Below are 14165 nucleotides of genomic sequence, written 5' to 3'. Positions count from 1 at the left end.
CTCAGCCCCCCAGGTAGGCGCGGCGGATTTCGTCCATGCCCTTGAGTTCGGCCGAGGTTCCGGTGAGGACGTTCCGGCCCGTTTCCAGGACGGTAGCGGTGTCCACCAAGGAGAATGCGAGGTTCGCATTCTGTTCCACCACCAGCATGGCGATCCCGGATTCGAGCCGCAGCCGCCGGATGGCCTCGTAGACCGTCTTGGCGGTGCTCGGCGCCAGCCCCAGCGAGGCTTCGTCCAGGAGCAGCAGTTTGGGTTTGGCCATGAAGGCGCGGCCAACCGCGAGCATTTGTTGTTCGCCGCCGGACAGTGCCGCTGCCCGCGAGCCAACCCTGTCCTGCAGTTGCGGAAACAGGTACAGGCAGTAGTCGATGTCGCCGGCGATGGCCTTCCGGTCCTTGCGCAGGTAGGAGCCCACCATCAGGTTCTCGCGCACGCTCAGCTGGCCCAGCGTGCCCCGGCCCTCGGGCACGTGGGCTATGCCCAGCGCGGCCACCTGGTCCGGCCGCAGGCCCCGGATGTCCCGGCCATCGAACCTGATCCGTCCACCGGTCCTGACGCTGCCGCTGATGGCGCGGAGCGTGGTGGTCTTGCCCGCCCCGTTCGCACCCAGGATGCCCACGGACCCGCCGTCCGGCACGCTGAGCGCGACCCCGTCCAGGACCTGCACGGGGCCGTAGGACGCTGTCACGTCCGTGAGTTCAAGCAGCGTCATCAGCGGCGTCCTTCCCAATGTAGGCCTCGATGACGCGCGGATCGGACTGGGCCTCCGCGGCAGTTCCCGACATCAGCTTCCGCCCGTGATCCAGGACCACCACCTGGTCCGTGAGCGCGGAGATGAGTCCCATGTGGTGCTCCACGATGATGATGGTGACGTCCTGCTCGGCGCGGAGGCGCTTCACGGTGGCGATGAGTTGTTCAACTTCCCCGTGGGAGAGCCCGGCTGCCGGCTCGTCGAGAAGAAGCAGTGCGGGCCTGGAAAGAAGGGCCCGCCACAGCTCGATGCCTTTATGAAGCCCGTGGGAGAGTTCGTCGGCAGGCACATCCGCCGCCCAGCCCAGCCCGGCCTTGGCGAGGAGTTCGAGCGCCTCGCTGCGGACGGCGCGCTCGGCCCGGACGGTGTAGGGCATCCTGAGCGCCCACGAGACCGGGCCGCCGGGCAGCCGCGTGTGCCCTCCGAGGAGCACGTTCTGCAGAACTGTGGCGTTCAGCTGCAGTGCCGGATGCTGAAAGGTGCGTGCAAGTCCAAGGCGGGCCATCCGGGACGGGGCGCTCCCGGAAACCTCGGTCCCGTCGATGGAAATCGAACCGGAGCTTGGCCGGTAATGGCCGCTGATGCAGTTGAACAGGGAGGTCTTGCCGGCACCGTTCGGGCCCACCAGGCCAAAGATCACGCCGGGCTCGACGTCGAAACTGACGTCCTGCAGCACCTTGACCCCGCCGAAGTGCAGGCTGACGTCCTTGAGGCTCAGGCTCGCGGCCACCCTGTACCTTCCTGTCGCATCATCGCTAGGAATGGGTGCAGTCGATCACCACTGCACGAAACCGACGGTACGGATCGCGGACGAAATTGTCAACGATTTTGGAATCGTTTGGCGGTCAGGACTTCGGGCGCGGCTTAGCCACCCGCAACGGACTGGATCACCAGCACTTCCTGGCCGGGTTGTACCTCGGTGTCCAGGCCCTGCAGGCGCCGGACTTCGTCGCCGTTCACATAGATGTTGACGAATTTGCGCAGGGCCCCGGTCTCGTCGCGGAGCCGCCGGCCCAGCACGGCATAGTCCGCGGCCACCGCGTCAAGCAGGTGTGCCACCGTCACCGGCCCGTCGGCCCGGGTGGATAGGACGGCCTGCCCGCCGGCCAGCGGCTGCAGGACACCGGGAAGCAGCAGCGAGATTTCAGGCACCGGCCACCACTGCCGCCCGGACGCAGAGGACGTCCGGCAGGTGCGATGCCACTTCACTGAAAGTCTCCCCTTCGTCGGCACTCGCGTAGACGGACCCGCCCCGGGTGCCGAAGTAGACGCCGGCGGGTTCGGCCGTGTCCACCGAGGCGGCGTCCCTGAGCACGCTGTTGTATTCGTGCCCGGGGAGTCCGGTGCTGAGCCGCTTCCAGCTGTTCCCGGCGTCGTCCGTGCGGTGGACGGCGAGCTTTCCGTCGGGAGGAATGCGTTCGCCGTCGGCCTTCAGCGGAACAACCCAGGCGGTGCCGTCCCGGCGCGGATGCGTCAACATCACGAAGCCGAAGTCCGCGGGCAGGCCCTCGGCGATGGAGTTCCAGCTGTCGGCATTGTCGTCTGTCCGGTAGACCCCGTGGTGATTCTGCGCGTAGAGGCGTCCTGCCACCGCGGCATCGGCAGCGATCTTGTGAACGCACTGGCCGAACTCCGGGTTGGGGTCCGGCATGAAGTAGGCCGAGATGCCCTTGTTGCGCGCTTCCCAGGACGTGCCGCCGTCGAGCGAGCGGTACACGCCGCCGGTGCTCATGGCGACGTGCACGGTTTCACCGGCAGGGTCCACCACGATCGAATGTGCCGCTGCACCGCCATAGCCGGCTCCCCATTCACTGCGGTGCGGGTGGTCCCACAGGCCCCGGTTCAACTCGAAGTGCTCGCCGCCGTCCGTGGACTTCCAGACGGAGATGGGCTCGGCGCCGGCCCACACCACCCCGGGACGGGACTCTGCGTCCGGGTGGATCTGCCACACACGGTCCAGGGCGGCGCCGGTGTCCTCGGGAAACGTGATGGCACCATGTTCCGGCTCGGACCACGTGGCGCCCAGGTCATCGGAGTGTGCAACCGTGGGCCCCCAGTGCGGGCTGCGGACGCCCACCAGGATGCGGGTGCGGCCCTCCCTGGTATCGATTCCGATGCTGGGGATTTCAGCCATGAGGAAATGCGGGCCGGTGAAGGACCACTCCCGCCTGTCCGGGCTTGTGGCGAGCCACAGCCCTTTCTTGGTGCCGATTGCCAGGAGGAATGATTCTGCCGCCGTTGCCATGCGGACCATGCAACCACCGCAGTGGCCAAGGCGCAACGGGTACAGGCCCCCTTCAGCTCCCGAACTGCCGGCGGTTGGGGGTCAGTCCACGAATTCCGACTGGGTCTCGATGAAGTCCCAGTCCGCGGCGGTCAGTACAGCAGCGGGGTTGCCGGGGTGCGGACCGCCCGCCTCTGCGATCCCCTGGAGCACCGGAAGCGGCAGTTCCTCTGCATGGAGGTTTTGGCGCAGCCACTCCTTGCTGGCGAGGTCCAGGTCCAGCCACCACATGAAGATTTCCACGATTCCCCTCCTTGCTTCACTTAAAACGTTAGGCGCGGCCCACCCGGCGGACAAGGTCCGGCGCGGAAAGCAGGTGGCGCGGCCCGGCTTTAGGGTACTGGCAGGTAACTTGGCAGGCCTGCCCCGGTGAAAGACAAGTACCCCCTACTGGCGACTGCCCCGGGCGGCGCCCCTAGCCTGAAATCTCAAGGCAAGCTGACCGTGCTGCTGGGGCATACGGCGCCACCGCTGGTACGTCCCCGCCATGGTCCGTTTCACACATATATGGGGAGAAATCATGAAACGCACCTTAGCCACACTGGGGGTGGTTGGGCTCGGCCTGATCAGCCTCACGGCGCCCGCCATGGCCGCGGGAGAGAAAGTCACCGTTTGCCACAGCGACGGCAGCACCTGGGCACCATTGGAATTCAGCATCAATGGGCTTGGCGGCCACGACCAGCATCCGCTGGACATCATTCCGCCGACGTCCAAATCGCCGGGCAAGAACTGGACCAGCGCCGGAAAGGCACTTTACGTCGCCAAGTGCGCGCCGCTGCCGCCCGGCGAGGTGCTCGATCCCGTGGATCCGCCGGTCGTCGTCGATCCTCCCGTCACGCCGCCGGTCGTTACCCCGCCCGCCGTCGTCGACCCTCCCGTGGTCACGCCGCCAGCTGAGCAACCGCCGGCGGTGACTCCCCCGGCCAACGAAACGCCCGTCGTCGTGGACAAGCCCGTGGAACAACCCGCGGTGCAGCCTCCAGCGGAGAGCCCTGTTGCGGAAACCCCTGCGGTGGTGCCACCGGCCGCAGTGGCACCGGCAGCGGTGGCACCGGCAGCCGTACCCGCCCAGGCAACCCCTGCCCAGCAGGCCGCCGCCGCTCCCAAGGCAGCCCCCGCCGCAGCGGCCGCCAGCGTGGGAACCAACCAGGGCTACAACGCCCAGACGGCTGTGGGCGCCGCCGACGGCGCGCCCGGCTGGCTTGCAGGTGTGGGAGCGCTGGCTGCCGCAGGAGCAGCAGTGGCAGTACGCCGCCGGCCACGCCCACTGCACACCGCCGGCTAGCCCGCCATCCGCCACTTCCCGTGGCTTCCCGACAAGGAAGGCGTCCTGCCAGTGCCCGGCAGGGCGCCTTCCTTCCTTTTCACCGACCACCCGTGAGGAAATGCCATGCCACAGGACCGACGCCGGCACGCAGCGCCAGGGCGACGCATCGCCACCTGGCAGCGGTGGAACAGCGGCGATCTGGCCATCCTTTGCTGCGGCGTCCTCACCTTCCTGTCGTTTACGGCGGGCGCACCCCTCTTCCACGAGGCACCCGTAATGACCGTCCCCGGCATCTCCACTTCGACTCTCGGCGTCCGCGCCGCCGCGGCGCCTGCCGGGGCAGCGGCCCCGATAGCGGAAACCGGTGTGCCACAGCCGGCAGCGGCGGCCGCCCAGGCTCCGGCCCGTCCGGCGGCGGCAACACCTGCCCTTCCCCCGGCTGCCCAGCCAATCCATATCCGTTACCCGGCCGCCGCCTTTGACGTAGCCGTCCAACCCCTGGACCTGGACGGAGAAGCCCAGGCCAGCCGCACCATAGAACCCCCTGCCACCAAGGACGGGTACTGGCTCACGGCCTTCGGCACCCCCGGGAAGGGCTCCGGCAACACCACCTACGTCATCGGCCACAGCTGGGAGGGCGCGGACGCCCCGTTCAACCACCTCAGTTCCGCCGCGGCCATTGGCGACCTGCTTGATGTCCAGACTCCGGCCGGAACCATCAGCTACCGCGTGGACAGCGTCACGACCTACCTGAAGACCGGCCTCAAGGACAGCCCGGTCTGGGACATGGTGCCCAACCGGCTGGTCCTCATCAGCTGCTACACGGAAGATCCGTGGGGCAGGAACGTGGTTGTCACCGCCTACCCCGCAGTTCCCTAGCTCCGGGCCCGGCGCTCCGGGACCTGCCCGGGCCTAACGTACCTGTTCAGGCGGCCTTGGGCGGGCGGACAATGGGCAGCATGACGTGGGAACATTTCGACGGGGCCCCGCTGCTGGTGGGAATCATGCCCAAACAGCACCCGGAGGTCATCCAGACCGCAGCCACCCTGGCTGCCCGGCTGGGCGCCCCCTTGGTCTGCGCGTACGTGGACGAAGCCAGCTACCTCGTGGAGTGGGATCCGGCCCGCTCCGCCCACCGCCTTTCCCGGCACCCGGACGCTGATGACGACATGCTGGAACTCGCAACGGAGCTCAAAGCACAGGTCCAGGCCACCGTGGACAAGCTGCCCGGTGGCAGCCCCCCTGACTGGTCCTTCCGCACCCTTACGGGCGACGCAGCCCGTGCGCTGGGACAGCTGGCCGCGGAAGTGGATGCCCCCATGATCATCGTGGGAACCTCGGAACGTGGATTGTCCCATCGCCTTTCCGAGGCTTTGGGTGGGTCCGTTGGGGCGTGGCTCAGCCACCATCAAAGCCGGCCGGTGCTGGTGGTTCCCTACCGGATGCCCGCACATGAGGACCGGCCATGACCGGCGCATCCAGGGCAAAATGCCTCCGTTCCGGGCGTGATTAAAGTAAAGCGAAAGTAGTTATTCGCGGTGCTGGCGCAGTCCCGTACCAGCCAGTAAGCTGATTCAAGCAAGGCCGATCCACCCAGGTGGAAGCCGGAATTGCCCAAGAGCTGCTCCGGAGTGCGTATCCCCCAATAACGCACTCCGGAGCTTTTTTATGCCCTGACGGACCGGGCCTTGCGTGTGCCGCGGCCCTTCTGCAGATACCCCCAGGGGGTACTTGCATTGATACCCCCAAGGGGTATATGTTGGCTCCATGAACGCTACCGAAGAAGCCGTTGCGGCCGCCGAACAGCCGGCTGTGGAGGATGGCGCTGCCCCACAGCACGGGTACACGGGTAACAAGGACGCATACCTGCGGCGCCTGAAGCGGATTGAGGGCCAGGTGCGGGGCATTGCCCGGATGGTGGATGAGGACAAGTACTGCATCGACATCCTGACCCAGGTTGCCGCCGTCACCAAGGCCCTCCACGCCGTCAGCCTGGGGCTGGTCGAGGAACACATCGGCCACTGCGTGGTGGGGGCGGCCTCCGAGCCGGACCCCGACGCACGCGCAGAAGCCATCGATGCCAAGGTAAAGGAAGCTGCCGACGCCATCGGCCGGCTGCTTCGCTGACACACCCCCACACCAACCCGGCCACCGCCGGCACCACATGAAGGAGCAAGCCATGAGCACCACCTCACCCACCACCACAACCATCAGCGTCTCGGGCATGACCTGCGGACACTGCGTGTCGGCAGTCAGCGAAGAACTCGAAGCCATCGACGGCGTTGAAGCAGTGGCCGTGGACCTGAACGCCGGCGGCATCTCCACGGTGACCATCACTTCAGGCAGGGAACTCTCCCCCGCGGAAATCGGCGAAGCCGTAGCCGAAGCCGGCTACCTGGTGGTTGCCAACGAAGCCTAGAAATCCTTCCACCACCGGAAAGCTGACAATGAGCCACCAGGAACTGCTCCACCCGCCGGGCACCCGCGTCGTCGAACTCGACATCGAGGGGATGACCTGCGCGTCCTGCGTCAACCGCGTGGAGAAGAAGCTCGGCAAGCTCGACGGCGTGGCTGCAACCGTCAACCTGCCACTCGAGTCGGCCTACGTCACGGTCCCGGACGGCGTCACCGACGAGCAGCTGGTGGATACGGTCAACGCCGCCGGCTACAAGGCCCGGGTACGCCAGCAGCGCCCCGCAGGCCCGGAAGCCGGCACCGCGGCTGAGCCCGCTGCAATCCCTGCATCCCTGCTCCGCCCGCGCCTCATCCTGGCCGCAGTCCTGACCGTCCCGGTGTTCCTGGTCAGCATGGTCCCGGCGTTCCAGTTCGCCAACTGGGGCTGGGTGGCGGCGGTGCTGGCGCTGCCGGTGGTCACGTGGGCCGCGTGGCCCTTCCACCGCGCGGCCGCCATCAACGCGCGGCACTTCGCCTCCACCATGGACACCCTGGTGTCCCTCGGGGTCGCCTCAGCGTACCTGTTCTCGGCCTGGCAGCTGCTGGCGGATCCCCGCATGACTGAGCACCCTGGCATGGAGGGCATGTCCGGCGGCCTGTACTTCGAGGTGGCGGCCGTTGTCACCACCTTCCTGCTCCTGGGCCGGTACCTGGAGGCCAATGCCAAGCAGAAGGCCGGTGACGCCCTCCAGGCACTGCTGAACCTGGGCGCCAAGGATGCCACGGTCCTGCGCAACGGCAAGGAAGAGAGGATCCCCGCCGACCTGCTGCAGGTGGGCGACGTCCTGGTGGTCCGCCCGGGAGAGAAGATCGCCACGGACGGCGTGGTGGTGGACGGCGCCTCGGCCGTTGACGCCTCGCTGGTGACGGGTGAATCAGTCCCCGTGGAGGTGGGGCCGGACAGCCGTGTCACCGGCGCCACCATCAGCACGTCCGGCCGCCTGCTGGTCCGGGCTACCCGGGTTGGTTCCGAAACCACCCTTGCCCAGATGGCGCGGCTGGTGTCGCAGGCCCAGACCGGGAAGGCGCCCATCGCGCGGCTCGCCGACCGGATCAGTGCCGTCTTCGTGCCGGTGGTCCTGGCACTGGCGGTCGTGACGTTCGTGCTCTGGCTCCTCCTCGCAGGCCCCGCCGCTGACGGCGACAACCTTCGGCAGGCCTTTACGGCCGCCGTCGCCGTGCTTGTCATTGCCTGCCCCTGCGCACTCGGCTTGGCCACGCCGGTAGGCCTGCTGACCGGCACCGGCCGCGGCGCGCAGCTGGGCATCCTGATCAAGGGCCCGCAGGTCCTGGAGGACACCCGCACCGTGGACACCATCCTGCTGGACAAGACAGGCACGGTCACCACCGGCGTCCTGGCCGTGGACGCCACGGCAGCCTTCACCGGTTTCCAGGACGGGGCCGTCCTCCGGCTTGCCGGAGCCGTCGAGGCAGCCTCCGAGCACCCGGTGGCCCGCGCCATCGCTGCCGCAGCTGCCGCGGTCCCGTCCACGGGCGCCACGGCCGGCGCCGGCACGTTGCCATCCGTGCAGGGTTTCAGTTCCGCGCCGGGCGGCGGAGTGTCGGGAACCGTTGAGGGCAGGGCCGTGATGGCCGGGCGGCGCGGCTGGCTGGAGCAGAACGGGATCATTCTGGACGCCGCCCAGCAGGCCACGCTCGCATCGGCAGAAGAGGGCGGCGCAACGGCCATCTGCGTCGCCGTGGACGGGAAAGCCGCCGGAATCATCAGCCTCAGGGACACCGTCAAGGCGGGGTCCGCGGCCGCCGTCGCCCGGCTGAAGGCACTGGGCCTGCGGCCCATCCTGCTGACCGGTGACAACGCCGCCGTGGCCGCCCGGGTGGCTGCCGCCGTCGGCATCGCTCCGGACGATGTCTACGCCGGCGTCCTGCCCGAAGGAAAGGTCGAGGCAGTACGGAAGCTCCAGGCCGGCGGTGCCACGGTGGCCACGGCCGGCGACGGCGTCAATGACGCTGCGGCGCTGGCGCAGGCCGACTTGGGAATTGCGATGGGGTCGGGCACGGATGTGGCCATCGAAGCCGCGGACCTGACGGTGATGGGCAACGACCTCGCCCAGGTGGCGCAGGCCATTGAGCTGTCCCGGAAGACCCTGGGCACCATCAAGACCAACCTGTTCTGGGCGTTCTTCTACAACGCGGTGGGTATCCCGGTGGCCGCCCTGGGGCTGCTCAATCCGATGATCGCCGGCGCCGCCATGGCCGCCAGCTCGGTCCTGGTGGTGACCAACTCGCTGCGGCTGCGGAGCTTCGGCAAGTAGCCGCAGTCCCGGCGGGTGCGGGCGGGGGCTCAGGCCGCGCCGTACCGCACCGCGGCACGCGCCTTGGCCTTGGCCGCCTCCGCCTCCCTGTCCTTGGGCGGGGCCTGCGTCACCAGCGCATCCAGCAGATGCTGCGTGATGTGCGCGATCTCATGCACGGCGTCGTCAAAGGCCTCCTGGTTGGCCTTTGACGGCTTGGTGCTGCCGCTGATCTTGCGGACATACTGCAGTGCGGCCGCATGCACTTCCTCGGATGTGGCGTGTGGCTCGAAGTTGTGGAGGGTTCGGATATTCCGGCACATACCGCCATGCTAGGCTCTTCCAACGCCTGGGATCGACCCCTTTTTTCATGGTCTCCACCCGGCGTCCATGGGGAGCCCGGCATGGGCAGGGCTGCCCATCGACACTGTTTGGGGGCCCGGGATAGGTTTTAGGCAATGGATATTCCGGATGAGCCGGGGGGCCGCTGGGGATGCCGATCTGGTTCGGATCCACAACCTAACAAGGAGAAACTGATGGCTATTTGGGGTGCAGACGTTGAGCAGCTTCGCCAGCTCGGCAGCAAGCTTCAGGCAGGGGCGTCCGAGATCGAGACGCAGAAGTCCACTCTCACCAAGGTTCTGAGCAGCACCAACTGGGAAGGCCCGGACGCAACCAAGTTCCGCAACGAGTGGTCCGGTACCCACACCGCGATGCTCACCAAGGTTGCCGAGGCACTGAAGGAAGCCGGCTCGCAGGCCAAGCGCAACGCTGAAGAGCAGAGCCAGGCCTCCCACTAGGCTTACCGCCGCTGGCGGGGGCAGGGACACCAACCGGTGTCCCTGCCCTTTTTTGTTGCATCTTTTGTTGGCGTCCGACGCCGGCGCCTGGCTGTGCAGGTCCGCCTAGGGGACGGGTTCGACGTCGTTCGCGTGTTCCAGGGGTGATGGCGGAACCCCGGCGCGCTCTCCGGCGGCGGCGGGGGCGGGGGCCCGGAGCTCATCCACCCGGACCAGGATGACGCCGCCGACGATGAGGACTCCGCCGAGGAGCTGGATGGCGCCGGGAAGTTCCCCGAGCAGCAGCCACGCCCACAGCACGGCGAACAGGACCTCGGTGAGCGACACGAAGGAGGCCACCTTGGAGCCGAGGGCCCGGGCGGCCATGATGCCCGAGGTGTATGCGAGTACGGTGGCGAGCACCACCAGCCCGGCCAGGGATACCCACCAGGGAGTGGTCCAGGGACCAAGCGTGGTGTCCGCGGTACTGAACGCCATGGGCAGCAGGCCGGTGGCGGCAGCGAGCCACATGACCGCCGCGCCCGTCAGGAGACCGCCGGATGCGAGCACGATGGGCGGCAGGGTGTCGTTTTCCCTGGCCGTGATGAAGAAGTAGATGGCCAGGCAGACTGCCGCCGCCATGCCCCAGAGGACGCCCACCAGGTCCACTTTCACCGCTCCCGTGAGGTCAAGGACCAGCACCAGCCCGGCCAGGGACAGCAGTGTTCCGCCGGAGGTCAGCAGCCGGGGGCGCCGGCGGCTGGCCGCCCACAGCCACAGGACGATGATCACCGGGGCAAGGTACTCCAGCAGGAGTGCCACTCCCACGGACAACCGTGCCACTGCGTTGAAGTAGAACAGCTGGCAGGCCGCGACCCCGATGAGCCCGAACAGCATGATGGTGAGCCAGTTGTCGCGCAGCTGGTGCCAGCGGCCCCTAAGCGCCCAGGCGGCGGGCAGGGCGAGGATCAGGGCGGCACCCGTCAGGCGGGCGGTGACGGCCGCCCCCGGCGACCAGCCGGTTTCCAGCAGTGACTTGGCGAACGATCCGGACAGGCCAAAGACTGCGGAAGAGAAGAGCGCGGTCCCAATTCCGGAGGCCAGGAAGCCGGGCCGCCCGGTGGGAAGCCCCGTGGTGGTGTGGTTGTTGGCGGCAGGCAACGTCGCCTCCTGTCAGGAGTAAAGTGGGGTAATGCCCATGACACTACGCCCGGGTGCTGTAAGGAGTCAACATGGTTTTCGCCCCTGACACTGAGGTGGCGCTGCGGACGGTGGTAAACCTCATCAATACCGCTGCGAATGGCAGGGAAGGACTGTCCTCGGTTGCGGACCTGGATGCCTTCCTGGCCGCTGAGGGGTTTTCCGGAGGGCGGGCCCGGGATGCCGCGGAACTGGAGAGTGTGCGGCAGCTGCGCCGTGAACTGGCGGCGGTGTGGACAGCAGATGAGGATGCCGCCGTTGACACCGTCAACCGGCTCCTGCGGGACGCGAACGCACTGCCTCAGCTGATGAAGCACGACGGCTGGGACTGGCATCTGCATGCAACGGCACCGGAGGCTCCCCTGGCGGACCGGATGAGTACCGAGGCAGCCATGGCGCTGGCAGACGTGATCCGCGGCAAGGAGAGGGAGCGGCTGCGCACCTGCGAATCCGACGACTGCGATGCCGCCGTGCTGGATCTGAGCCGCAACCGGTCAAAGCGGTATTGCGACACGGGAAACTGCGCCAACCGGGCCCACGTTGCGGCCTACCGGGCCAGGCAGGCGGCCGCGAACTAGCAGGCCGGCGCGGCCAGCGTTCCGTTGTGCGCCGGTGTGGCCCTAGCGCTGGGGTGTGCCGTCGGCGCCGTCGCCGGATGCCGGCGGGTTCTGGCTGCCCGGAGCACCGAAGCCGTGGCCGGATCCTCCATGGGGGGATGCCTTGGGCGCCGAGCTCAGGTTCACGCCCGAACCCTTGCCCAGGTGTTCGGCGTTCTCCTTGTAGCTCATCGAGAGCATGGCCGCGATTACCAGGGTCACGATGAAGGCGATGCCGGCCGCCGTGAAGGCGAGGTCGAAGCGGGGCGCCCGGGCGCTTCCCCCGGAGGCGAAGATCAACACTGCAACGAAGGCGACGACGGCCCAGAAGGCCGAAAACATCAGCGGCCCCTTCACCGAGGTCCGCAGCTTGCGCGGTTTTCCTTGATGCTGGTCAGCCACGGTGGTTCCTCCCTGCAGGCGGCGCACGGCCGGCCTGGTGTACGAATTGCGATTTTCGCACCCGATTTTCTACAGAAAGTAGAAGGGCGCTCCTCCTAGTTTACGGCTTTCCTGCGCCGCCCCGGGCATCGTGCCGCAGGGTCAGGCCGGACAGCACCCACAGGACGCCGGAAATAATCGCCCCTCCACCGGCCACGCCCAGCAGGGCGTGGGCGCCGAGGTTGATGAAGAACGGCAGCAGCACCGCTGTTCCAATCCCGATGATCCCGGACGCTATCCAGTCGCGCGCCAGGACGTGGCGGCCCCGGCGCTGCAGGCCACAGGCCAGCTCGAGGACACCGGCCACCCCCAGGCCCAGGGCGGCAATCACCCCGAACAGCAGGTCGCTGTGCAACAGGAGCACCGCAAAGCCTGCGCCGGCCAGGACGGCGCCGGCGCCGGAAAGCAGCTTGCCGGAGAGCGACTTCGGGGCGATCCCCGCGGCAGGGATGGCGCGGAGGGAAACCACGCCCGTGGCCAGGAGATACAGGCCGCCGGCCCAGCCCATGACCTCCACGGAAGGCGAAGTCCAAAACACCGTCACGGCACCGAATGCCAGGGCAGCAGCCGAGCGCAGCAGGACCGGCTTCCAAAGGTCGTTACGGGGGGCAGTTCCCGGGGCAGCGCCCGCAGGGGTGGATGGTTGCGTCACCGGTCCAGTTTAGTGGGGGCTGCCGGAAGGTCGAACCGGGCACTGCGCCCACTTTGCCGGCACTCGATTCAGGCGGAGCCCAGGACCATCCAACGGTCGGACCGGGCGCGCACGCCCAGCGTGAGTGCCCGCGCGGCCATGTATCCCACGCCAAAAGCGGCCCACAGCCAGCCCAGCCCTGCGGCGCCGGTGGCACCGGAGAATGCCACCCAGGCCAGCAGCGGCACGTAGATGGCGATGTTCACCAGCCCGGCGAGGGCGAGGTACCGGGCGTCGCCCGCGCCGATCAGCACCCCGTCCAGGACGAAGACGTAACCCGCGATGGGCTGCCCGGCAGCCAGGACCCAGAGGGCGACCATGAGCGCCGACTGCACCTGGGGATCCGGGGTGAACAGGGCTCCTGCCCAAGGGGCAACCACGGCCAGCAGCAGGCCGGTCACCACGCCGAACCCCGCGCCCCATCTGATCATGGTGCCGGTCAGAAGCCTGGCCCTGCCGGCATTCGAAGCACCCAGCTCCTTCCCGATGAGCGCCTGCGCGGCGATGGCCAGGGCATCCAGGGCGAACGCCAGGAAGGAAAAAATGGTCATGGCAAGTTGGTGGGCGGCGAGGTTGACCTCACCCTGGGCCGTCACCACCAGCACCGTGGCCAGGATGGCTGCCCGCAGGCTGAGCGTGCGCAGCATGAGCCAGGATCCGACGCGGGTCATGCTGCGGATTCCCCGCCAGCTGGGCAGCAGGCTTACGCCGTGGCGGACGGCGTTCCGGCGCACCATCACCACATAGACCGCGGCCATGGCCCACTGGGCCACGCTGGTGCCGATCGCCGAGCCCGCCACGGACAAGCCCAGGCCATAGACCAGCCACAGGTTCAACACAATGTTCACGCCAAATCCGGCCGTTGCCACCACCAGCGGAGTCCGGGTGTCCTGCAGCCCCCGCAGCACGCCGGTGCCGGCGAAGATCAGCAGCATCGCCACCAGGCCCGGCATGGACCAGCGGAAATAGTCGACGGCAAACGTGCGGGCACTGCCCTCCGCGCCCAGCAGGTCGATGAGCGGTTCGGCCGCGGCGAACCCGGCCACCGCCAACAGTACGCCGAGGAGGGCTGCCAGCCACACGCCGTCGCGCCCCGCGGCCAGCGCCTTGCCCAGCTGCCCTTCGCCGATGGCGCGGGCCACGGCGGGTGTCGTGGAGTAGGCCAGGAAGACCATCAGTCCGACGGCGGTCTGCAGCACGGCCGATGCCAGCCCCACCCCCGCGAGCTGGGCGACGCCGAGATGCCCCACGATGGCAGAGTCCGCCAGCAGGAAAAGGGGTTCAGCCACCAGCGCCCCGAAGGCAGGGACGGCGAGGCGGAGAATTTCGCGGGCGGGGGCGCGGGTGCCGGCCGCGGCGGCAAGGGCAGGTTGTTGGGGCACGCTGCCAGCTTAACCGCGCCTGCCGGCCGGACCGCCTCCGGCATGACAAATCCCACAACCAGGGC

At 68.2% G+C, this 14165-nt stretch carries 18 protein-coding genes; 8 read left to right on the top strand and 10 right to left on the bottom strand.

The features are described from left to right. Nucleotide 1: 1 nt before the first annotated feature. The 5 genes from AB0280_RS11770 to AB0280_RS11750 form a co-directional block, all read right to left on the bottom strand. Nucleotides 2-712 (bottom strand): ABC transporter ATP-binding protein, encoded by a 711-nt coding sequence (locus AB0280_RS11770; RefSeq protein WP_366367308.1) that lies wholly within the window; start codon nt 710-712, stop codon nt 2-4. Further along, complete coding sequence (locus AB0280_RS11765) at nt 699-1481, bottom strand: ABC transporter ATP-binding protein (RefSeq protein WP_159629532.1); 783 nt, start codon at nt 1479-1481, stop codon at nt 699-701. Before AB0280_RS11765 ends, AB0280_RS11770 begins: the two co-directional genes overlap by 14 nt. Nucleotides 1482-1615: 134 nt before the next feature. Continuing rightward, a complete protein-coding gene (locus AB0280_RS11760) occupies nt 1616-1903 on the bottom strand; it encodes a MoaD/ThiS family protein (protein ID WP_159629530.1) in 288 nt (95 codons plus the stop codon). After that, nucleotides 1896-3005 (bottom strand): WD40/YVTN/BNR-like repeat-containing protein, encoded by a 1110-nt coding sequence (locus AB0280_RS11755; RefSeq protein ID WP_366367307.1) that lies wholly within the window; start codon nt 3003-3005, stop codon nt 1896-1898. Before AB0280_RS11755 ends, AB0280_RS11760 begins: the two co-directional genes overlap by 8 nt. 72 nt (nt 3006-3077) lie before the next feature. Further along, nucleotides 3078-3278: a hypothetical protein gene (locus AB0280_RS11750; protein ID WP_366367305.1), complete on the bottom strand. Its 201-nt coding sequence runs from the start codon at nt 3276-3278 to the stop codon at nt 3078-3080. Nucleotides 3279-3555: 277 nt separating this feature from the next. Here AB0280_RS11750 and AB0280_RS11745 point away from each other — a divergent pair, with 277 nt between their 5' ends. The 6 genes from AB0280_RS11745 to AB0280_RS11720 all read left to right on the top strand — a co-directional run bounded on the left by AB0280_RS11745 (nt 3556) and on the right by AB0280_RS11720 (nt 9032). Further along, nucleotides 3556-4320 carry a hypothetical protein gene (locus AB0280_RS11745; RefSeq protein ID WP_366367304.1) on the top strand — a complete coding sequence of 255 codons (765 nt, stop codon included), beginning with the start codon at nt 3556-3558 and terminating at the stop codon, nt 4318-4320. A 105-nt stretch (nt 4321-4425) separates the two neighbouring features. Further along, on the top strand, nt 4426-5181 hold the full coding sequence (locus AB0280_RS11740; RefSeq protein WP_366367302.1) for a class F sortase: 756 nt from the start codon (nt 4426-4428) through the stop codon (nt 5179-5181). 80 nt (nt 5182-5261) lie between these two features. Beyond that, nucleotides 5262-5771 carry a universal stress protein gene (locus AB0280_RS11735; RefSeq protein WP_224023842.1) on the top strand — a complete coding sequence of 170 codons (510 nt, stop codon included), beginning with the start codon at nt 5262-5264 and terminating at the stop codon, nt 5769-5771. Nucleotides 5772-6069: 298 nt separating this feature from the next. Next, nucleotides 6070-6429 (top strand): metal-sensitive transcriptional regulator, encoded by a 360-nt coding sequence (locus AB0280_RS11730; RefSeq protein WP_159629518.1) that lies wholly within the window; start codon nt 6070-6072, stop codon nt 6427-6429. Nucleotides 6430-6481: 52 nt separating this feature from the next. After that, a complete protein-coding gene (locus AB0280_RS11725) occupies nt 6482-6721 on the top strand; it encodes a heavy-metal-associated domain-containing protein (protein ID WP_307490817.1) in 240 nt (79 codons plus the stop codon). Between the two features lie 28 nt (nt 6722-6749). Then, the gene (locus tag AB0280_RS11720) at nt 6750-9032 is read left to right on the top strand and encodes a heavy metal translocating P-type ATPase (protein WP_307490815.1); all 2283 of its coding nucleotides are present in this window, start codon (nt 6750-6752) and stop codon (nt 9030-9032) included. A gap of 29 nt (nt 9033-9061) precedes the next feature. Here AB0280_RS11720 and AB0280_RS11715 read toward each other — a convergent pair whose 3' ends face one another. Next, nucleotides 9062-9334, bottom strand: a complete 273-nt coding sequence (locus tag AB0280_RS11715) for a DUF2277 domain-containing protein (protein ID WP_224023850.1) — start codon at nt 9332-9334, stop codon at nt 9062-9064. Nucleotides 9335-9547: 213 nt separating this feature from the next. On the opposite strand from AB0280_RS11715, the gene AB0280_RS11710 reads away from it, so the two are divergent. Further along, nucleotides 9548-9811 (top strand): WXG100 family type VII secretion target, encoded by a 264-nt coding sequence (locus tag AB0280_RS11710; RefSeq protein WP_110545130.1) that lies wholly within the window; start codon nt 9548-9550, stop codon nt 9809-9811. A 105-nt stretch (nt 9812-9916) separates the two neighbouring features. Here AB0280_RS11710 and AB0280_RS11705 read toward each other — a convergent pair whose 3' ends face one another. Further along, nucleotides 9917-10951, bottom strand: a complete 1035-nt coding sequence (locus AB0280_RS11705) for an EamA family transporter (RefSeq protein ID WP_307490810.1) — start codon at nt 10949-10951, stop codon at nt 9917-9919. Nucleotides 10952-11022: 71 nt separating this feature from the next. Between AB0280_RS11705 and AB0280_RS11700 the strand changes: the two genes are divergently transcribed. Next, entirely contained in the window at nt 11023-11568 is a 546-nt protein-coding gene (locus AB0280_RS11700; protein ID WP_307490808.1) for a CGNR zinc finger domain-containing protein, read from the top strand. 42 nt (nt 11569-11610) lie between these two features. On the opposite strand, the gene AB0280_RS11695 is transcribed toward AB0280_RS11700, so the two are convergent. The 3 genes from AB0280_RS11695 to AB0280_RS11685 all read right to left on the bottom strand — a co-directional run bounded on the left by AB0280_RS11695 (nt 11611) and on the right by AB0280_RS11685 (nt 14100). Next, nucleotides 11611-11988, bottom strand: a complete 378-nt coding sequence (locus tag AB0280_RS11695) for a hypothetical protein (RefSeq protein WP_224023856.1) — start codon at nt 11986-11988, stop codon at nt 11611-11613. Nucleotides 11989-12088: 100 nt separating this feature from the next. After that, nucleotides 12089-12679, bottom strand: coding sequence for a hypothetical protein (locus tag AB0280_RS11690; protein WP_307490807.1), 591 nt, complete (start codon nt 12677-12679; stop codon nt 12089-12091). Between the two features lie 68 nt (nt 12680-12747). Beyond that, nucleotides 12748-14100, bottom strand: a complete 1353-nt coding sequence (locus AB0280_RS11685; protein WP_307490804.1) for an MATE family efflux transporter — start codon at nt 14098-14100, stop codon at nt 12748-12750. Nucleotides 14101-14165 lie beyond the last annotated feature (65 nt).

Source organism: Pseudarthrobacter sp. 902506025 (assembly GCF_040702325.1).
Classification (GTDB): domain Bacteria; phylum Actinomycetota; class Actinomycetes; order Actinomycetales; family Micrococcaceae; genus Arthrobacter.
This window is presented reverse-complemented; position numbering and strand designations above follow the sequence as displayed.

Bases quoted from the DNA above. Each gene is read 5' to 3' on its own strand.
- AB0280_RS11755 (WP_366367307.1), bottom strand. From the start codon at position 3,005: ATGGTCCGCATGGCAACGGCGGCAGAATCATTCCTCCTGGCAATCGGC.
- AB0280_RS11720 (WP_307490815.1), top strand. From the start codon at position 6,750: ATGAGCCACCAGGAACTGCTCCACCCGCCGGGCACCCGCGTCGTCGAA.
- AB0280_RS11730 (WP_159629518.1), top strand. From the start codon at position 6,070: ATGAACGCTACCGAAGAAGCCGTTGCGGCCGCCGAACAGCCGGCTGTG.
- AB0280_RS11700 (WP_307490808.1), top strand. From the start codon at position 11,023: ATGGTTTTCGCCCCTGACACTGAGGTGGCGCTGCGGACGGTGGTAAAC.
- AB0280_RS11740 (WP_366367302.1), top strand. From the start codon at position 4,426: ATGCCACAGGACCGACGCCGGCACGCAGCGCCAGGGCGACGCATCGCC.
- AB0280_RS11735 (WP_224023842.1), top strand. From the start codon at position 5,262: ATGACGTGGGAACATTTCGACGGGGCCCCGCTGCTGGTGGGAATCATG.
- AB0280_RS11770 (WP_366367308.1), bottom strand. From the start codon at position 712: ATGACGCTGCTTGAACTCACGGACGTGACAGCGTCCTACGGCCCCGTG.
- AB0280_RS11715 (WP_224023850.1), bottom strand. From the start codon at position 9,334: ATGTGCCGGAATATCCGAACCCTCCACAACTTCGAGCCACACGCCACA.
- AB0280_RS11725 (WP_307490817.1), top strand. From the start codon at position 6,482: ATGAGCACCACCTCACCCACCACCACAACCATCAGCGTCTCGGGCATG.
- AB0280_RS11745 (WP_366367304.1), top strand. From the start codon at position 3,556: ATGAAACGCACCTTAGCCACACTGGGGGTGGTTGGGCTCGGCCTGATC.
- AB0280_RS11710 (WP_110545130.1), top strand. From the start codon at position 9,548: ATGGCTATTTGGGGTGCAGACGTTGAGCAGCTTCGCCAGCTCGGCAGC.